Annotated in this window: 12 protein-coding genes; 5 read left to right on the top strand and 7 right to left on the bottom strand. The window is 71.4% G+C overall.

Annotated features, from left to right (window positions below; genetic code table 11):
- Nucleotides 1–43: 43 nt before the first annotated feature.
- Together ABZY91_RS17100 and ABZY91_RS17105 are read right to left on the bottom strand one after the other, a co-directional pair.
- Nucleotides 44–9,163, bottom strand: a complete 9,120-nt coding sequence (locus ABZY91_RS17100) for a hypothetical protein (RefSeq protein ID WP_355403172.1) — start codon at nucleotides 9,161–9,163, stop codon at nucleotides 44–46.
- A gap of 148 nt (nucleotides 9,164–9,311) precedes the next feature.
- Nucleotides 9,312–9,728: a DUF6292 family protein gene (locus ABZY91_RS17105; protein ID WP_355403174.1), complete on the bottom strand. Its 417-nt coding sequence runs from the start codon at nucleotides 9,726–9,728 to the stop codon at nucleotides 9,312–9,314.
- A gap of 266 nt (nucleotides 9,729–9,994) precedes the next feature.
- Here ABZY91_RS17105 and ABZY91_RS17110 point away from each other — a divergent pair, with 266 nt between their 5' ends.
- Complete coding sequence (locus ABZY91_RS17110; protein WP_355403176.1) at nucleotides 9,995–10,549, top strand: hypothetical protein; 555 nt, start codon at nucleotides 9,995–9,997, stop codon at nucleotides 10,547–10,549.
- A 259-nt stretch (nucleotides 10,550–10,808) separates the two neighbouring features.
- Here the strand turns inward: ABZY91_RS17110 and ABZY91_RS17115 are convergent, their stop codons facing one another.
- Nucleotides 10,809–12,062: a hypothetical protein gene (locus ABZY91_RS17115; RefSeq protein ID WP_355403178.1), complete on the bottom strand. Its 1,254-nt coding sequence runs from the start codon at nucleotides 12,060–12,062 to the stop codon at nucleotides 10,809–10,811.
- 70 nt (nucleotides 12,063–12,132) lie between these two features.
- A complete protein-coding gene (locus tag ABZY91_RS17120) occupies nucleotides 12,133–12,981 on the bottom strand; it encodes a hypothetical protein (protein ID WP_355403180.1) in 849 nt (282 codons plus the stop codon).
- Nucleotides 12,982–13,117: 136 nt separating this feature from the next.
- Between ABZY91_RS17120 and ABZY91_RS17125 the strand changes: the two genes are divergently transcribed.
- Entirely contained in the window at nucleotides 13,118–13,882 is a 765-nt protein-coding gene (locus tag ABZY91_RS17125) for a hypothetical protein (RefSeq protein ID WP_355403182.1), read from the top strand.
- Between the two features lie 16 nt (nucleotides 13,883–13,898).
- Here the strand turns inward: ABZY91_RS17125 and ABZY91_RS17130 are convergent, their stop codons facing one another.
- On the bottom strand, nucleotides 13,899–14,594 hold the full coding sequence (locus ABZY91_RS17130) for a hypothetical protein (protein WP_355403184.1): 696 nt from the start codon (nucleotides 14,592–14,594) through the stop codon (nucleotides 13,899–13,901).
- A 2-nt stretch (nucleotides 14,595–14,596) separates the two neighbouring features.
- Nucleotides 14,597–15,493: a hypothetical protein gene (locus tag ABZY91_RS17135; protein WP_355403186.1), complete on the bottom strand. Its 897-nt coding sequence runs from the start codon at nucleotides 15,491–15,493 to the stop codon at nucleotides 14,597–14,599.
- A gap of 206 nt (nucleotides 15,494–15,699) precedes the next feature.
- On the opposite strand from ABZY91_RS17135, the gene ABZY91_RS17140 reads away from it, so the two are divergent.
- From ABZY91_RS17140 to ABZY91_RS17150, 3 genes are read left to right on the top strand one after another with little or no spacing between them, the layout of a single operon-like run.
- Nucleotides 15,700–16,863, top strand: coding sequence for a hypothetical protein (locus tag ABZY91_RS17140; protein ID WP_355403188.1), 1,164 nt, complete (start codon nucleotides 15,700–15,702; stop codon nucleotides 16,861–16,863).
- Nucleotides 16,864–16,900: 37 nt separating this feature from the next.
- On the top strand, nucleotides 16,901–17,446 hold the full coding sequence (locus ABZY91_RS17145; RefSeq protein ID WP_355403190.1) for a hypothetical protein: 546 nt from the start codon (nucleotides 16,901–16,903) through the stop codon (nucleotides 17,444–17,446).
- A gap of 38 nt (nucleotides 17,447–17,484) precedes the next feature.
- Nucleotides 17,485–17,802, top strand: coding sequence for a hypothetical protein (locus ABZY91_RS17150; protein WP_355403192.1), 318 nt, complete (start codon nucleotides 17,485–17,487; stop codon nucleotides 17,800–17,802).
- Between the two features lie 108 nt (nucleotides 17,803–17,910).
- Here the strand turns inward: ABZY91_RS17150 and ABZY91_RS17155 are convergent, their stop codons facing one another.
- Nucleotides 17,911–18,360, bottom strand: coding sequence for a hypothetical protein (locus ABZY91_RS17155; RefSeq protein WP_355403194.1), 450 nt, complete (start codon nucleotides 18,358–18,360; stop codon nucleotides 17,911–17,913).
- Nucleotides 18,361–18,367 lie beyond the last annotated feature (7 nt).

Consider the following 18,367-nt stretch of genomic DNA (forward strand, 5'->3'; position numbering starts at 1 on the left):
GTCGCCGCCCTCCAGCACGTTGCGGCCTGGCCAGCGCGGGCGCCTACCGCTGGTTGGGCTTGCGCCCCTGCTGCGTGTCCGCAGCAGGGCGGCGCAGGTGCTTCGCCTGCTCGCCCGCCCCGGCGGCCGGCTTCTTCGTCGGCGTCTTCCGGGTGGTGGAGCGAGACCTGGCCGCAGCAGCCGATACCCCCATGGTCGCGGCCGGCTTCTGCCCGGGCAACGGCTTGCGCAAGGCCTCGCCCATCTTCTGCAACGAGGCGACGTTCACCTCGTTCGTGGCAGCCGGTCCGCCGGGACGCTCCTGGCCGGCGCCGGCACTGGCCGGGCCGTTCCCCATCGTGAGCAGAGCCTCAGCGCTGGGCAGGCCACCCAGCCCGCTCCTGCGCTGGGCGACGCTGTAGGCGCCGGCGGAGTTGCCGAGCGCAAGCAGCGCCTCAGCACTCGGCAACTCGGCCGGGCTGCGGCGGAGTCGGTCAGCCGCGGCCTGGGCTAGGCCGGAGATCGACTCGAAGGTCCGGATCGAGACCGCGCGGACGAAGCCCTGCACACGCACATCGCTGAACAGCCGATCCGCGTACTCGCCCGCCCGTTCCCGCAGCGTGCTCAGCAGGTGCCGAGCGGCACCACGGACGGTCTGGATCTCCTGCCACTCGGGCACGCCCTGCAACGACGCGCTGCGCTCGTCGGTGCGCTGCAGGGCGCTGCTGACCGCTTCGGCTGCCGTCGGCGGTTCGCTCTGCCCGGAGGGCTCCCCGGCGGAATGCCCGGGCTCCGCCGCGGGGGCGGGCACCTGCGGCGAGTCGGTGCGCGACCACCGTCCCTGGAGCGTTTGCAGGTCGGTCTCCAGGGTCGCGCGCAGATCGTCGGCGCTGCCGTGGTCGGCCGGGACGTTCTCCGCCCACGCCTCCATGACCCCGGCCAGCTCCTCGGCGAGGCTGCCGACGGATTCCGCCGGTGCCGGCGTCTCGGGAGCTTCGGGGACAACGACGTCAGGCTCCACCGGGGTGGCGCCGCTGTTGTCGGCGGCCGACAGCGGGAGTTCGTCCATCTGCGGTGGAGCCGTCTCGCCAGCAGGGGCGGCGGCCGGCGCTTCTTGGGTCTGCTCGGTCATGGTCGTCGGCTCCGGGGTCGGCTCGTCGTGCTGGATCGGCTCGGTTGTTGTGGTCACCGGGTCACTGGGTGCCTCGCTGGCTGTGGCTTCGACGCTGCCCTGGTCTGCGGCGGGCACGTCGAGCGGTTGCGTGAGCGCCGGTGGCTGAGCGGGCGGCTCCACCGGAGTGTCGTGCTCCTCGATCAGGGCCTCCAAGTACTCCTCGCGCATGGCGCGCATCCCATCGGCGTCCGTGCCCAGCCACTCGTCCAGCGACGTGTAGGCCGCCGGCACCCGGCCGGTCCGGACGTACGTCTCCAGCTCCTGCTCCCGGCCGTCCTCGTAGGGCGGCACGGCAGCGTCCTCCGCCCCGGCGTCCTCGGCGGGAAGGGCTTCGTCGGGTTGGACAGTCGGTGCAATGGGGCCCGCGGCCGTCGGCTCGACGGCAGGATCGGGCTCTGCCACCGCGACCGGCTGATCGACGGTCAGCTCTTGGCTGGGCTCGGGCTCGGGGACCGTTCGCTCCTCCGGGAGGGCACGCTGCTCTCCCGGAGCGGCGTCCTCCGTGCTGGCGGTGGCGAAGAGGTCGAGCTGCCCGTCGGGCGCCTCGACGGCGTCCGGCACCGGGCTCTCGTCGGCGGGCGCCGGACTCGGAGCATCGACGGGCAGCGCGTCGGCCGCGTCCTTCACCTGCTCGTCGTCAGCGGCACTCGCCCCCTCCCCGGTCGGCGTGCTGACCGGTCCGTCCGCCACGTCGCCGACCGCACCCTGGCCAGAGGAGTCGCCGAGCTGGATCTGCTCCGGCTCGACGGCGGACTGCTCCAGCTCAGCCGCTGAACTCGGTGACTGATCCACATCGGCCGCCGAGAACAGGTCCTCCTGGACCGGCTCCACGCCGACCCCGGGGGCCTCCACCGCCCCCTCCGCTGGGGCGTCGGATGCCGGTTCGGCGACCGGCCGGCGGGCGCTGGTCAGCTGGTCCGGCTGGTACGACACGACCGTGCCGTCGCGCTGCACGTAGACCGCCCCATCGGGAGCATCGGACAGGACGTACCAACCCTGCTCGTCCACGTCGGTGACCGGTTCGCCGAACTCGAACCGGCCGCCGATCAGCTGCCCGGGCGCCTCATCCGCCGTGCCCTCGACCTCGTCTACTCCCGGCTCCGTCAGTGCACCGGGGGCCCCACGTTCCTCGGCCGGCGCCTGCTCGGCACCGGCGGCCTCCGGCGTGACGCCCTCGGAGTGATCGGGGAGATCGACCCCTTCGGCCGTCGCCTGCGGCTGACTCGGATCGCTGGAGCCCGCGACCACCGGGCCGGCTTCGGTCCGGCTGCTGACTGCCGGTTCGACCCGGACACCTTCGTCTGCCGCTTCCCGCTGCTCCGGCTCGACCTCCACGATCGTCTGCTCGCGCGTCGCAGCTTGGGCCCGCACCGCATCGGCGGCGGCCTGGAAGCGGGCGGTGAGGCGCAGAGCGACCACCGCCACCTCCCGAAGGGGACCGCGGAGTTCCTCCTCCACCGCCGGCGCCAGTACTGCGGACCACGCCGCCACCGCGTAGAAGTTGCTCAAGACCCTGTCGGGCCCGCCGGCGTCAGCAGGACGCATGGTGGCCACGCGGTTGTAGGCGATGTCCAGCTCGGCGATCGCATTGTCGGGGGAGCCGAAGCCGTTGGGGCGGCTCCGCCGATCCTGGTCGATGTAGAGCCGCACCGTGGGGATCTGCTCCCACCGCCCGTAGGCATCCCGCAGCGCCTCCATGTCCGTGGAGAGCTCCACCTCGACGGCGTAGGGCTCCGCGGGGCCCAACTGCGGCACCGCCAGATCCGGGGCGGCGACGGCCAACACCGCCAGCGCGGCCGGCTCCGACCGCTCGGCGGCGGATCGGTCCCCGCGGTCCCGATGAGTCTCGACGGTGCGTCCAGCCGCGGCGAGAACACGCACCGCTGTCTCGACACGCCCGCGGCGAGTCTCCTCCTTCCACGTCCGCGGCAGATACCAGGCACCAATGCGCCGCGATCCCTTCCACCCGCCGGCAGCCCACATCGCCGCCTGGGCGGTGGTGTCACCAGGTCGGATGCCGAACACCAGCGAGTCGGCGCCGTTGTGCAGCACCCACACCGGATCGCGGCCCTGCGCGTCCAGCTCCGGCCGGTGCACCTGGTTGCCGTAGACCACGGCGTGGTGACGGGCCATCCGCTGGGCGACGGTCACCTCGTCGTCGGTGCCGCGCACCGTGTCTCCCTGCACGGTGCCCTCGTAGCGGTACTGCACGAAGCTCCATCGCGCCGAGCCGACCTCCTCACCCGACGGGCCGAACAGGGTCACCGTGCGATCCGCGGTCGCGTAGAGGTAGCCGTCCTCGGCCCCGGGCACCGCGATGGCATCCGGCGGCGGCCCCGCCGGCGCCTCCGCTTCGGGCGTGGCAGGCTCCGGCGGGGGAGCATCAGCGACCGGCGCCGCCACGGGCTCCGGCTGCACACCGGACTGGCCTGCGTCCGCTGTCGGCGCCGCGGCCGGCTCGCCAACCTGCACGTCGGGACCTGCCGTGTACACCACGTCCGGCCCGGTGCTCACCACGGGCTCGACCGGCCCCTCCCCCGGCGCGGCTTCGGCCCGACCGGTCTCCTCGGCGGGCACGATGGACTGCTGCTCTCGCAGCGCCTGGTAGGAGAGTGGACCGGCTTCCTGGAGCGCGACCTGCCGGTCCCGACCGTCCTGTGCGAAGTACACCCCGACCAACTGCTCGGAGTCGCTCCCGGCCACCAAGTCGTCGGCGAACTCCCTGAACACCAGCTGGAAGTTGTCCAAGTCGTTCACGCGGGCAGCCTGGGCCAGCCCGGGGTCAGTGCCCGCCGCCGTGACGAGTAGGGCCGCGATTTCACCGGCCGTAGGCGGCTCGACCGCAGCAGGCTGGGCACCGGCTACCGATTCCTCTGGCGGCGCCGATGGCACGCCCTGCTGTTCGGCTGCTGCTGCCGCGGGCGCCGGTTCCTCCCCAGGGCCCGGTTGGTCGTCCACTGCGGGCGGCGTCGGCGGCTCGGCGCCGAGCTGGCGCTGTTGGCCCGCAGCGTCCCCGCCCTGGGCCGGGTCGCGGCTGCGGTCGTTGTCCGGGAGCGACTGGATCAAGCCGACGAGATCGTCACCGGAGAGGACCATCGCCGACCCGCCGAGCTCGCCGACCATCGCGCGAGCGTCGTGCAGTGCCATCTCGGCCTCGGTCATCTCCCGACCGGGCGAGGTGTCGAAGGGGGCGCTGTCGCTCGCTTGCTTGCCAGCTGAGGCGGCGCCCTCGCGGACCGCCATCTCCAGGAACGTCTTGCGCTCGCGGGCGGCCTCCAGCTCGGCGTGCTGCTCGAAGGGCCGGCCGATGTGCGACTGCGTGTCCACCAGCTGGGCCCGGAGATCGGTGATGCTCTGCCGGGCCTGCTCGACCGCGGCTTCCGCGCCATCGGCCGCTTCCGTGATCGCCCGTACGATCCGCCAGCTCTGCCCCTTGCCCATCCACGACAGGTTCAGCCGCAGGGTCTGCTGCTCGCCCCCGGCGGACAGGTGGGCGTACGGCTCGTACACCAGGTCGCGGCCCATCTGGCGTCGGAGCAGGGTGAAACTGACCTCCAGTCCGCGCCACGTGAACCCGGTCCCGGGGCGCTGCACTGTGCCCGCCGCCTGGGCCACCGCAGCGAGAGCGGCGGGCACGTCGTCGGCCTCGATGACCCCGCCGTCCGCCGTCCGCCACAGCTCATCAGTGGCACCAGCCACAGCGCCGGCCAGCGCCACCGCGGTGATCGCGGTTTCCTGCGCTTCGCCGATCTCGCTGGTGAGCACCTCGACGCGCCGACGCATCCGGCTCTGCGCCTGGCGGTGTCCGTCGGCCCGGGCGTGCAGCTGGGTGAGCTTGCCGGTGGCCTCGGCCAGCTCCAGCAACAGCGGGTTGCCGGACGCGATCGCCTTGGCCTCGGCGAATCCCGCGCCGACCGGGTCGATCTCCTCGATCACCCGGCCGACCTTCCGGCCGGACATGATCTGGGTGACCGGCCGCTGCTTACGCTCCAGCCCCTGGAACATGTAGCTGTCGAAGCTGTTCTCCGAGATGTAGCGGAAGAACTTCACCGGCCGACCGATGTCGATCATCAGGTTCCCTGGCCGGTCGAAGCGACCTTCGCGCTGTTCCCAGTCCGCGGGCCGGTGCGGCGGATCAGCGTGGTGCAGGGCCACGCCGCGCGTCTGCACGTTGGTGCCGACGCCGGCCTTGTCGGTGCTGGCCAGCAGCACGGAGACCTTGCCGGCCCGGCAGTCGGAGAACAACTGGGTCTTCGCCAAGTCCGAGTTGTAGTCGTGGATGAACCGAATTCGCTCGCGGGGGATGCCCTCAAGCCCGTCCACTCCGTCGATCAGACCGGCGCGGATCTTCCCGTAGACCTGACTGCCTCGCTCCTTGCCGGGTGTGCCCAGGTCGCAGAAGACCAACTGAAAGCCGCCGGCGACATCGTCCGCATCGCCGGGCAGCTTGAGGTCCTTGGTCTCGTGGTACTCCTTCAAGACCTCTCGGACGATCGCGCCGGCCTTGCCCGGTCCGTCCGGTGCCAGACCCACCAGTTCCAGGTCAAGGGCGGCCTTCCGGCCGTCGGTGATGACCTTCAACATGTTGTCGTCTTTGGGCTTCACCTTCCCGGCCTGGATGTCGTCGATCCGGTCGCTGATGCCCGCCACGTAGCTCTGGAGGTTGGCCGTGGGCTCGATGGCGACGGTCTGATCGTCGCGCTCCGGCCGCTTGATGTCGAAGGACTCGCGCGGCCGAAGCTCGGCGATCTCCTGAAAGAGCGCCAGCGCCTCGTCGGCGTTGGCGTACTCCACCGGCCGCCGCTTGAGCCGGAAGGACACCCCGTCAACGCCGACCTCGGGCCGGGACTCGAAGTGGATGAAGTTCGCCGCCCACGCGTCCGGCATCTCCAGCCCGATCTTGGCCAGCCGCTTGGGCTGCAAGTAGTGCTGGAAGACGAACATCTCCCGGATGCTGTTGCTGATCGGCGTGCCGGTGTAGAGGCAGGTCACGTTGTCACGGCCGGTGCGCTCGCGCGTGACCTGAATCTTCAAGTCCAGGTCGGTGGCCCGCTTCGACGGCTTGCCCAGCGACATCCCTTCGGTGGTGGCCGGCAGCGCCAAGTTCTTGAAGTAGTGCGCCTCATCGACCTGGATGAAGTCGACACCGAGGTTCTCGAAGCTCACGCCGGCGTCGGACGCCTTGGACCGCAGATCGCTGGCCCGGGCGTCGAACCGCTCGACCTGCTTGGCGATCTCCTTGATGCGCCGTGACTCTCCATCCTCTTCCACGTCGCCGAGCGCTTGCCGGTAGGCGTCCGCCAGATCCTCCAGGTACTTCGCCTCGGAGACCGGGTGCACCCCCAAGCGCCCGAAGGAGTTGTGGGTCATAACCACGGCGTCCACATCGTTGGTGGCGCAGCGCGTTGCGAAGAGCATGCGGGACCGGGCGTCGGCAAGGTCGCGCTTGCCGGCCATGAGGATGTTCGCGGTCGGGAAGACCTTCTTCCCGTCCCGGGCGATCTCCTCCAGCAGGTGGTTCGGGACCACGATCATCGGCTTGTTGACCAGGCCGAGCTGCTTGAGCTTGAGCGCGACCATGAACATGGTGGCGGTCTTCCCGGCGCCGACCGGGTACGGGCACAGCGACCCTTCTTCGGCGCTGAGGACCCGCTGCACCATGTCCCACTGGTGGGAGTACGGCGTGAACTCCGGGTCGATGCCGTCGATCGTCAGGTGGCGGCCGTCGTGCTTGCGCAGCACGGTGGAGTTGAACAGCCGGTTGTAGTCGCCGGCCAGGCGGTCGGCGCGGTCCGGGTTCTCCCACACCCAGGAGGAGAAGCGGCGGGCCAGGTCGCTCTGCTTGCCCTCGGCGAGCAGCGTCGCGCTGTCGTTGCGCACGCGCCGCTCGCCCCCGCCCGGGAGCGGGACGTTGTCGTAGACCGTCGGGGCCTGGCCGTTGAGCGCCAGGTCGAGCAGCTGGTAGCCGTTGACGCGGTCGGTGCCCCACTCGCTGGTGGCCGCGGTGGGCAGCGTCATAGGCTGATCCACGCTCCACGTCGCGCTCCGGGCAACGTGGGTGATATCGACCCGACGCCCCAGCACGTCCTCGGCGAAGTCGGCCACGTCCTCGACCGGAATCCAGGGCGCGCCCAGCTTGGCGCGGATCTCCTCCGGCGCCAGCGGCTCGGGCTGCACCTCCGTCAGCGCCGCCACGTGGCGCTCGAACTGCTCCTCGCCGCGGGCGACGGCCAGCTGAGCCCGCTCCAGCTTGTCCACCACCGCGCCGGACAGGTAGTCGTCCGCGGTCAGCAGCTCCCCGCCGTCCGGGTCGGCGAAGACCAGGTCGCCCAACGCCTCGGGGACCTGCTCGGCGGTGATGCCCAGCAGGCGGGCGATGGTCGGCTCATCGACCCGGTTGTGCTCGTTCAGGCACAGCGACAGCGCCTCTTCGGGCGTCTCGGCCGACGTGGGCCGTTCGATGCGCCGGTTGACGCGCCGGGAGAGTAGCGCCGCCTTCGTGGCGGTCTGCGTCTCGTCGTCAAAGCTCTCCAGCGCCAGGACGGCGACCACGTCGGGGTCGCGGCGGAACCCGCCCAGCCGCGGATGCCGGCGGCTGATGGCCGGCAGTCCGGTCTCTTCGTCCACCGCCCCCTCGTGCAGGGTGTAGCGGTTGATCGGACCGTGCGCCGTGACGTAGATGTCGTAGAGCCGGTTCACCTCGGCGCGCAGCGGCTCCAGCTCTGCGTCGGGCCGGTCGTGATCGGTCTCAGCCGCCATCAGTGCGAGCGTCGCGTCGCGCAGTCGGATCAGCTTGGGCAGCTCCTTGCCTGCCCGCGGTACCGCGGTCAGCGCGCCCTCGATCACCTCGTGCGGCACGTCGCCGACGAGGTGGAAAGAGCCCTCCCGCTTGCCGTCCGCCCGGACCGGGAAGGGCATGTTGTCGGCCGTGAACTGCTCGGCCTCGCCCGCGACGTTCCAGCCCCAGCCCTTCGCGCGGGCGGCGGTGGCGATGTCGCTGAACGCCGCCTGCAGCGCGGCGTCGAAGTCCTGACTGTCGGGGGCCTGTACCTGCAAGGTGTGGCCGTACTGGGCGGCCCGGCCCTGGACGAAGGTGCCGAGCACGTGCTCGGGGTGCTGGATGAAGTAGTCGTTGCAGATCTGGTCAGGCACGCCGGGCACCCGGCTCGTGCCCATCCAACTGCCGTAGTCCGGCTCGTCGTGGTCACGTCGGCGCAGGACCAGGATGTCCGCCAGGACGTTGGTGCCGCCCTCGGCCAGCGCGCCGTTGGGCAGCCGGATCGCGCCCACCAGGTCGGCGTGCTTGCCGATCGCCCGCCGAGCGTCTTCGCTGGCGGAGTCCATGGTGTATCGGGAGGTCAGCAGGATGGCGATGCCGCCCGGCCGCAGGGCCTGCATCGAGCGCCAGATGAAGTAGTTGTGGATGCTGTCGGTGACCGCCTTCGGCGCGGTCAAGTCGGACACCGGGAAGTTCCCGTACGGCACATTGCCCAACACCAGGTCCACGCTGTTGGAGCGCAGGGCGGCGTCCTGCAAGCGGGCGTTGAGGATCTTCGCGTTCGGGTGCAGCAGCGCGGCAATCCCCGCGGTGGTCGGATCGCGCTCCACGCCGAGCCACCGGACATCGACGTCGGCCGGGGTGCGGCCGATGAAGGCGCCCTGCCCACAGCCCGGCTCCAGAGCGTCGAGTACGCGCTCGGTCGGCACGCCGAGCTCCCGCAGCGCCGACCAGGAGGCATCAATGATCCCCCCGGGCGTGTAGTAGGCCGTGGGGGTCGCCTGCTCGGCCTGCCGGTAGGCCTGCCGCGGCAGGATCTGTTGAAGCTGCTCGCCGATCTCGGCCCACGTGCCGGTGCGGTCCGGGGCCAACGCCGGCGCGAGCGGTCCCCAACCGGGCCAGTGCCGCAGCAAATCCAGGTCCGCGGCGGTCGCCTCGACCTCGTCGGCTTGGATGCGCAGCAGTGTCTCGACGGCGGTCAGGCTCGCACGGGCACGGCCGATCGGACCCAAGCGCTGGCCGGCCGTCTCGGACGGCTGTGCCGGGACAGGGGCTACCGCAGTGTCAGCAGGTGAGGACAAGGGCTCTCCCAGTGGATCTCCGGCGCTGCGTTAGCGCCGTTCGCTGCCCCGACCAGCGGGCGAGCGGGCGGACGGCGGTTCAGACAGAGGCGGCGTACGCGGACAGTCGCGCCTCGAAGGCGTCGTCGTCGTTCTCCGGCAGGCGCGAGGGGCCGTCCTCCTGGCTCGGCGTCAGCCCCGGGTGCGCGAGGACCATGTCGATCCAGCGCGCCACCCGCGCGGGTGCCGGCACCAGGGCCTCGCCCATGAACCAATCGACGGTCCCGGCTTCGGCGGGCAGCACGGCCTTCCAGCCGTACGCCTCGTCCCAGACCAGCTCCAGGTCCTCCTCCTCATCGGCGTACGGCCCGCTCTCCGGCGGCGCCAGCGTGATCACCGCCGTGCGCACGGCGGGAGGCTGCCCGGTGGGCCAGGCAAGGAGCACACTCAGGCCGGCGTCGCCCACTGCGGCGGCAACGGCCTCGACGTAGGGCTGGTGATTTGTGCGGGTGATCAAGATGACTCCCTTGGTGCTGATGGGGTTACGGACCGGTCTAGCACGGCAGTTGTCCACCGCGCCGACCATTAACGATGGCGTCCTGAGACGTTGGCGGCCCGGAAGCTGCCAGTGGTCGGGCGACGGCGGACAGTGTCCGATCGCCCTCATTTGGCCTACGCCGGGGTGACCTTGGCGCCCCGATGTCGTTGGCGCGTACGCGGCCAGATGACCGCCCGCGGCCTACACCGTGCCGTGCGCACGACAGCAGACCGCGGGAGGGCCGGTTGACCTACACCGAGTGGGAGCACCTCGCCGACACCATGGCCGCCGACGGCGCCTCGAAGTCGGCGCGGCTCCGCTGGAGTTCGGGCCTCCTGCCCAAGGTGGCCTGGCGTGGGGCGCTGATCGGGCTGCTGGTGACTGGCCTGGTGCTCGAAGGGCACGCCGTGCTGCCGGTCGAAAGTCGTACAGCCGCGGCAGCCATCGACCAGCCGCTGCCGGCAGCAACCCCGCTCGTGCTGCCCTTGCAGGACTCTCCCCAACCGGCCACCCCGACCCCCGAACCCGCTCCCCCGGCGTCCGTCGAACCACCTGACGAGCCCGCATCTGACACCACGCCGGAGCCCGAGTCGGCGCAGAGCCCGCGGCCCTCTCGCGCGACGCCGACGCACCGCCCCCGGCCGAGCCACGGCGGCCGGCCGGAGGAACCTCCGAAGCAGCCGGCCCCGGGTCGGCCGCCGGCTGTTCCCGGTGCCCCGGCGGATCTCTGCGCCGAAGGGAGCCGGTACGGACAGCTCCCCGGTGACCTCGTCCAGATGTGCCGCCAGCTGCTCGGGTAGCCGGTGACCGCAAGATCTCCCGTCCTGGGGGCGGAGCTCGGCGCCCGGCGCCGCAAGACTTCCCGTTTGCTCCCCGGACGCGCCGCCAACGGCGGGTTCGCCGAACGCTGAGGCGTGGTGCTGTCCGGCGCGAATGGCGGGTAGAGGTCGCGCTCGGGCTGCGCGCCGGGCAGTGCCGCGCAGCCCTGGGTCCAGGGCGCGGGAGCGGCCCTGGTACCCCAGAGAGCAGGTGCCGGAAGGAGATCAGCGGATGAGCCGATCATGGCTGGTGGTTCCACAAGTTGACCGTGTCGGAGAGTCGCAGCGGCTTGTCGGCCGGCCCCTTGATGTGGCCGGGCACGATCCGGTCCTCGTGCTCGCAGTCGCCGGCCTCGTGGGTGCGCGGGCTGAGGCAGGTGTACCGGCGGTACGGGCGGACCGGCCAGCGGCACGTCCACTGCGGTTCGCGGCGGCCGGTTGACGCCTGAGCGTCCTGTTCGGCAGCGGCCCGGGGTGGCCGGTGCCTCGTGTGGACGTTGACGATCCGCACCGCGCTGTCGTCGGGGATGTTCGCCCTGCGGTCGCGCTTCTGGCCGTGGCGAGGTCGCGGCACGGTCTCCAGCTCGGTGAACTGGGCGTTGCCCTGCTGGGCCATCAGCTGCCAGGCGGTGTAGACGATCTGAGCCCAGCGCATCGTGCTGTCCGGCGCGGCCTCGCCGAACGGCACCCCGTACGCCAACACCACCTCGTTGTCCCAGGAGATCGGCCCGGTCCCCGGGGTTGTGGCGAGCAGCCCCGCGGTGACCTCCGTGCCGTCCGGGCCGACGCTGGCCACCAGGTCGGGTGGCAGCAGGTCGTAGGGCGTGCCGGACGCCGCGTAGAACGTCATCCACACACCCCGAGTGGCCGGGTCCAGGCGGCGCAGGTCGCCGTGCGCGTCCTGGTTCAGCCACTCGACCGAGCCGGGGCGGCCGTCCACCCGGGCTGAGTCGGGAGTCCATGTTGACCAGGACACTGCGACGATCGGTGAGGTGAGCGACAGGTCCGGTCCCGGCACAGTGAAGCCAGTGCCGGACATGGCCTCGGAGAGGTTGATGGAGTAGCCGCCGATCGGCGACTCGAAGAGCATGAAGCCCTGGTCTGCCGGGAGTCTGTTCTCGCGCACCGGCTCGGTGGGTGGGGTGGCCGCGGCGGCGAGCGACAGGCTCACCATGTCGGCGGTCGCGTAGTAGAGGCGGGCCTGCTCCAGTCGCTGGACCTCAAGGCGGGCCAGGAGCTGACTGCCGATCGCGCCCGCCGAGTAGGTCGTCCCGGCCGTCGGCACCCGAGGGATCATCGTGGCCTTGCCCGCGTTGATGGCTTGGGCGAGCATCTGCATGCCCGTCACGGAGCTGGTGTAGTTGATCAGGTCCGCCCGCCAGTCGGGCAACTGCTGCGGCTCCGGAGCCGACCACGGTGGAAGTGTCCTCGGATCGGGGACCGCGCCTCCGCCGTGCCCGTGGCGGTCCCCTTCTGCGACTCCCTGGTCGGCCATGCTGCTTCCTCCTTCATCGTCCCGGCGAACCGGGGGCGGGGCCTGCGGTGAGTGGACGTGCGGCACGGCTCTAGGCCTCGGGGGTGAGCTCGAAGTCCTGGTGACACACGCCGCAGGTGATCGGCCCGCCGTCGAGCAGGCCCGGCGTGGCCAGGATTCGGCGGGGTCCCACGGCGTCGCGGATGCCACCGTGGGCGTCGCGGCGGACGTGCGTGAGGCAGCCGCAGACGATGGTGCAGCGGCTTCCGCCGCGCGGGTTCTCCGTGCGCTGCGTGCCCGTGGGCATCTCCGGCAGATCGGTGCCGATCGCCCCGGGCTGGACGACAACGACCGGCGGCAGCACCTCTCCGGGCGCACTGCCCTGTTGGGCGATCAGCCGGGCGTCGGGGTCCTCGATCAGGTGCCCCACCGAGGCATCCAGGGCGGCGATGACCTCGGCGTAGCGGGTGATGGTCACCTCCCGGATCAGGCAGTTGCTGTATCCGCGGCGCTGCTGGTCGGCGTCTGCGCGGGCCGGCGGTTCCAGCCCCACCTCGCTCGCCAGCTTGGCGAACTCCCGGTTGTGGTACCGCCCGCCGCTGCTGGTGTTCTTGATGCCCCGTACGGTGCCCAGGGCGTGCGCGGCCTCGTGCAGCAGCGTCTGCATGATCCTCACCCCACCCAGCGCGAGCAGCTCGCCGCTGGCGAAGAGCTCGGGGCGGACGGCGCTGCCGTCCTTTGCGGTCCACGACCCGGCCCAGTGGTGGCCCCAGGTGACCGCGTCCTCGCCGGGCTGCCGGCCGTGCCCGGTGATCATCACCACGGACGGCAGGTCGGGGTGATGGGCGCGGATGGTGTCCCAAGCGTGCTCCAGAGCTCGGATGATCGTGGAGCCGTGGGCGTGCTCCCCCGTGATTTCGGGGGCGATGGCGGTCGTCATGGGCAGCACCTTATCGTGCTCACGATAAGAAATGTCCCCGAATCGGGGACATCCCCAGGAATCCTGAACACCAGTCACCTTTCCGAGTGGCACAGGCATGTGTCGCCGGTTCGGCGACACATGAGAGGCTTCGCCGGTGAAGGACAGCACCGGTCAGCAGGCCGCAGAGCAACTGCTTAGGGACAAGTACGGCGCCGGCCGGGAGTTCCTGGACCCGCTGCAAGTGATGCAGGCGGTACGGACTGCCGCCTGCGGGTACGGGGTGCTACCCGGCGACGAGCCGCCGGCGGTGCCGCTGGACGATGTCCTGGCGGCCCTGACCCAGGTGAAGGCCGCGCGCGCTCGCCTGGATGCGCTGGAACTGGACCTGATCGGCGCTGCCCGGAGCCGCGGCGGCACCTGGCAGCAGGTTGCCGACCGCCTCGGCTTCGAGCGGCGGCAGGCTGCGGAGGCTCGAACTGCTCGACTGGAGCGCGCCGTTCATGAGTTGGGCGACCGCGACCCCGCGGAGCAGCGACTGGTGCGGGCCCGCCGGCGGGCCGCCGACGCCTGGTGCACGGCCAACGCGGTCCGGCTCGACGCCATCGCCCGCCGACTGGCCGACGTGCTGCACGAGGCCTGGCCGCAGCTGGAGCTGGACGTGCTCGGCGGCCGGGCCGTGCGGCAGTTGGACACCGCACTCACGGACGGCGCTGACCCGGTGGATCTGGTCGCCCACCTGGAGAGCATCCGTTCCCGGCTCATGCCCTACAACCGGCCGCCCCTGGAGTTCACCGGTCCGCGCGCTGAGGAGGCTGAGCAGACCCGCGACGCGCTGGCGGAGCTGCTGCACGAACTGGACCGGGTACGGGCGGAGGTGCGGTCGGCCGGCCCAGGCCGGGCGGTGACCACCGACAGCTGACCGGACCGGCCGACGGTCACCGGGGCAGCAGCACCACGGCGGTCGCGTCGTCGCGGTACCCGTCGCTGTTCTTCTGGACTGCGGCCACCACCGCCTCGGCCAAGGCCTGCGGATCGCCCTGGTACTCGCGCACCAGCGCTTCCAGTTCCTCGCGGGACAGGTCGTCGGTGCCGTCGGAGACCAGCAGCAGCAACTCGTCGGCCGGCGCCTGGGACAGCGCGACGGTGGCGACCGTGGCGGTGGAGAGGCTGACCCGCACCCAGTCGTCCATCAGTGGTGGGAGCTCCACGTTGCCGTGCTGGCGCAGGTAGGCGCCCATGGTCTGCGGGTCGGTCCGACGTCGGAGCGCCGATCCGTCCCAGCCGTAGACGTGCGCGTCGCCCACCCACGCGAGGAGTGTGGGGCGTCCCGGCTCGGCCAGGGCCAGCACCGCGACGGCGTCCGGCGCGTACTCCTCGACCCCGGGGTCCTCGATCAGGCTGGCGGCGGCCATGATGCCGGCGAGTGCTCCCCGGGTGGACCCGATCCGCACTGCCGTCTCGGCCAGCAGCCGCATGGCCACGGCGCCCGCTGGGTCGTTGCCGATGCCGTCCACCACGGCCGCCGCCACGATGCCGCCGGCCGACCGGAAGGCCGACCCGGCGTCCATGTTGTACTCCCGGACACCGCGGCGCGTCGCCACGGCCGTGATGATCTCCTGCGCAGTCGTCATGGTCAGCTTCGCGGGGTGTGGTCGGCGTCGAGGGTGGTGTCGAGGTGGGAGAGGTTGTTCTCCTCGTCGGACTCGTACGGCTGGAAGCAGACGTGGCACTCCATCACGCCGTCGTCCTCGTCCGGCTCGTCCTGCGAGGCCGGTTCGGCGGTCGTCTTCAGGGCCACCGTCTTCCCGCGCCGGCGCGGGCTGATCGGGTCGTCGGCGGCCGGGACGGGCGCGAGTGGGGCCTCAAGACTGGCCGTGAGGAGCTTGCCGTCGGCGATCTGGCCGATGGCGATCTGCGGATTGTCGAAGAAGTTGGTCATGCCGGTTCCCTCCGGGCGGGGCTGGTCGTTGTCGTCCTGGTTGGCGTCGGCCGGGCGGGAGCCGCCGTCGAGGTCCACGAGGTCGCTGGCCGGGACAATGACCCTCCTGCCGACCGTCGTCGGGCCTCCGGGGATCAGGCCCAAGGACTGGGAGATTCCCTTGGCCACGGCCAGCTGGGCAATGGCAGTTCGGAAGACGGGCACGTTCTCGCTGGTCATCTCATAGGCAATGGCCCGCTGCCACGAGGGGTTGTCCGGGTCGTAGACGACGGTGATGGGCGCCGCGGTGCCCTCCGGCCACCAGCCCTCGCGTACCCCGCGCCCGATCGCGCGGGACAGGCCGACGGTGGGGCCGTTGAGCTTGCCGACGCTGCTGCGCAGGGTATCGGCGTCGGCGTAGCCGTCGCCGTCGATCACGACGATCTCGGCGAAGCGGCGGGCGCTGGCGGGGAGCGAGCGGAGGTAGCGTTCCGCGCGCTGGACGGTCCACTCGGTGTCGGCGGTAACGAGCAGTTCGTGGCGGTGTTCGGCGACAAGGTCGAGCAGTCTCCGCTCGAACTCTTCCGATGCGCCTTCGATGGTGATCTTCATGAGGGCCTTCCGGCAGATACTTGCCCGGCTCTCCGGGGTCTGTAGGGCGAGTGTGCCCGCCAGCCCCCGCTTCGTCTAGACCCTGGAGAATCTTGCCGGAATTCCTCACGCCTTCGAGTGACAACTTGTCAGGTGTCCCCGAATCGGGGACGCGTCGTCACTTATCAGTGGTAAGCTCCGCCTCACTCGTGATAAGACTCCTTACCGTGGGAGACAAGCTAGTGCAAATTGATGACGCCTCACTCGGCCCCCCGGCGGCGTCCGCCGAGCTCGTTGTCCGGCCTGATCGGCAGATCGTCGCCGACGTGTCCCCGTGGACCACCGCGGACTTCCAGCTGACCGAGCACACCCGGCAGAAGTTGCGCGACGCGGTGCCGGCCGAGACCTTCCGGGCCTACACCCGGTGGTGGGGCCAGGCCGCCACCTGGTGCGCCCAGCACGGGCGAATCCCGCTGCCGATGCGCGCGGAGACGCTCGCCGAGTGGACCAGCACGCTGACCGACACCGTCTCGACGCGCACCGGCGAACTGCTCGGCGTCGCCTCGCTGGAGCAGGCCGTCGCCGCGGTGCGCGCGGTCCACACCGAAGCCGGCTTCGACGGCATGCCCGGCACCAAGCTGGCCCGGCGTCTCATCACCGCGCACGGCAAGACGCTGGCCGACGCCGGACGCACCGAGCGACAGTCCGCGATCGTCACCGCCGACCAGACCCTGGAGATCGCCGAACGGTGCGACCCGACCACCTTGGCCGGCGCCCGCGACCGGGTCCTCATCTCCTTCTCCTTCGCCGCCTGGACCCGCCGCTCCGAACTCGCCAAGCTCAACTGGACCGACACCCGGGTGAGCACCGACCCGGACAAGCCCGGCCTCTACGTGCGGTTCCGCAGCAGCAAGACCGACCAGACCGGCAAGGGCGCCGAAGTCTTCCTCCCCGCCCGCGGTGACGCGCTCTGCCCGCTGCAGGCCTGGCGCACCTGGCGGCTGCTGCTGGCCGAGCGCGGCATCACCGGCGGCCGGCTGCTGCGCGGCGTGGACCGCTGGGACAACGTCCGCGACCAGCTGTCCGCCGGCTCGGTCAACGACATCTCCAAGCGCCTGGTCGGCGCGGCCGGGTACGCGGTGGACGAGCAGGGCCGCGAGTTCACCGCGCACGGCTGGCGCGCCTCCGGTCGGTCGGCCGCCCGCAAGGCCGGCGCCTCGAAGGAGAGCGCCGACCGGCACGGCCGCTGGTCCCGGAAGTCCAACACCGGCGACCGCTACGAACGCGACCGCGGCGAAACCGCCGATCACCCCATGGCCAAGGTCGCCGCCCAGCAGCAGGCCGCCAACCGCGCCCGGGCCGAAGGCGAACAGGACCGGCCAGCGTCATGACCGCCCCACACCCCAACCACCGCACAGGAGCAGGCAGATGAGTCAGCGCAGCACACAGGCCTTCAACCTCGGCCGGCACCTGTCGGAGAAGACGGACGTGCCGGTCGAGCTTCGCCACGAGAGCGGCGCTCGGTGGCTGGTGCAGTGGCCCGACGGACCGACCCGCGACCAGATGCGGGCGCTGGTCACCGAGATGCTGGAGAAGCACCCGTACCACTTCGGCCTGATGAAGAGCCGGGAGATCTCCTTCTCCCGGATGGACACCACTCGGGCCTGGGCCGCCCGCGCGGTGGCCGCACGCCGGGACGGCTCCCTCGCCGCGGAGACTGCCCGCGGCGCCGCGCGGCGCCGGGAACTCGGCATCGACCGCATCCGGGTCGGCATCACGGAACCCAAGGCGGCGGAGTACTACGTGCTGGTGAACTTCATCGAGCAGCAGATCGACGACACCGCCTACCCGGACCGGCCCAGCGACCCGACCGACGCCCCGCTCATCGAGGAGCTGCTGACCGCCGGGCGGCGCTCGGAGTACGCCATGGCGAACATCCTCACCAACGAGCTTCTCGTCCCCGAGAACGACTGAGCCCTGCCCGCACCCGACCGACAAGGAGACCCAGTTCAATGACGAACGACGACGACCAGTACGAGGTCGAGGCCGACAACCGGCGCCGGCAGGCTGCCGACCTGGAGCACATCGCCACCTACTACGCGCTGGAGAAGCGTCGCGGCATCCGCGTTGCGCTCGGCGGCCGGGTCCGCCACAACGGACGCGAAGGCGCCATCGTGGACACGGCAGGGCAGCGGTTGAAGGTGATGTTCTACGGCGACGAGGAGCAGAGCATCTGCCACGTCACCTCGGGGATGGCGTACGAGACGGCCGCCGGATGGATCGACGCGACCCCGGTCCCGGACCCCTGGGCCGTTGCCCCGACGGGATGACGAACGACGGAAGGCCGGTCACCACCAGGGTGGTGACCGGCCTTCCGTCGTGCCGGTAAGAACTCTGTCACCAGCCGCAAAGCGGTGATCAGCCCTTTCTGTGCGGGCTCAGAGGACGCCGCCCTTGGCGCGGAGCCGCTGGGTCTCCGCGAGCGCGATGCTCAGCGCGGAGCCGAGCTGGTCGGCCTCTTCCCCGGTGAGTTCGGCCTGCTTCTCGGCGCGGCGGAGTCGGTCCTCCAGGAGCGCGCCGCGCAGGGCTGAGGAGGCGCCCGCGGGCATCCCGTTGCTGAACGCGACGACCGTGCCGTAGAAGCCGTGCATCAGGTCGTCCGTGCTCTGCTGGCCGTCCGGGTCGCCCGGGACGGACATGGTCGTGCGGGCGAGGATTTCGGCGGCGGCAAGGAGGCGGCCGGCCGCGATGGCGGGGCGCTCGATGGCGCCGCCCCCGTCGGGGTCGATGTGGAGCGCCCGTAGCGCGTTGCCGATCATCTGGGCTGCGCCGGGCCGTTCCGGGACCCCGTCGATCCGGTCGGAGGTCTTGTCCTGATGCGTCGTCATGGGCGGC

Source organism: Kitasatospora sp. NPDC002965 (assembly GCF_040611255.1).
Classification (GTDB): Bacteria; Actinomycetota; Actinomycetes; order Streptomycetales; family Streptomycetaceae; genus Kitasatospora.

Bases quoted from the DNA above. Each gene is read 5' to 3' on its own strand.
- ABZY91_RS17115 (WP_355403178.1), bottom strand. From the start codon at position 12,062: ATGGCCGACCAGGGAGTCGCAGAAGGGGACCGCCACGGGCACGGCGGA.
- ABZY91_RS17120 (WP_355403180.1), bottom strand. From the start codon at position 12,981: ATGACGACCGCCATCGCCCCCGAAATCACGGGGGAGCACGCCCACGGC.
- ABZY91_RS17130 (WP_355403184.1), bottom strand. From the start codon at position 14,594: ATGACGACTGCGCAGGAGATCATCACGGCCGTGGCGACGCGCCGCGGT.
- ABZY91_RS17135 (WP_355403186.1), bottom strand. From the start codon at position 15,493: ATGAAGATCACCATCGAAGGCGCATCGGAAGAGTTCGAGCGGAGACTG.
- ABZY91_RS17145 (WP_355403190.1), top strand. From the start codon at position 16,901: ATGAGTCAGCGCAGCACACAGGCCTTCAACCTCGGCCGGCACCTGTCG.
- ABZY91_RS17150 (WP_355403192.1), top strand. From the start codon at position 17,485: ATGACGAACGACGACGACCAGTACGAGGTCGAGGCCGACAACCGGCGC.
- ABZY91_RS17155 (WP_355403194.1), bottom strand. From the start codon at position 18,360: ATGACGACGCATCAGGACAAGACCTCCGACCGGATCGACGGGGTCCCG.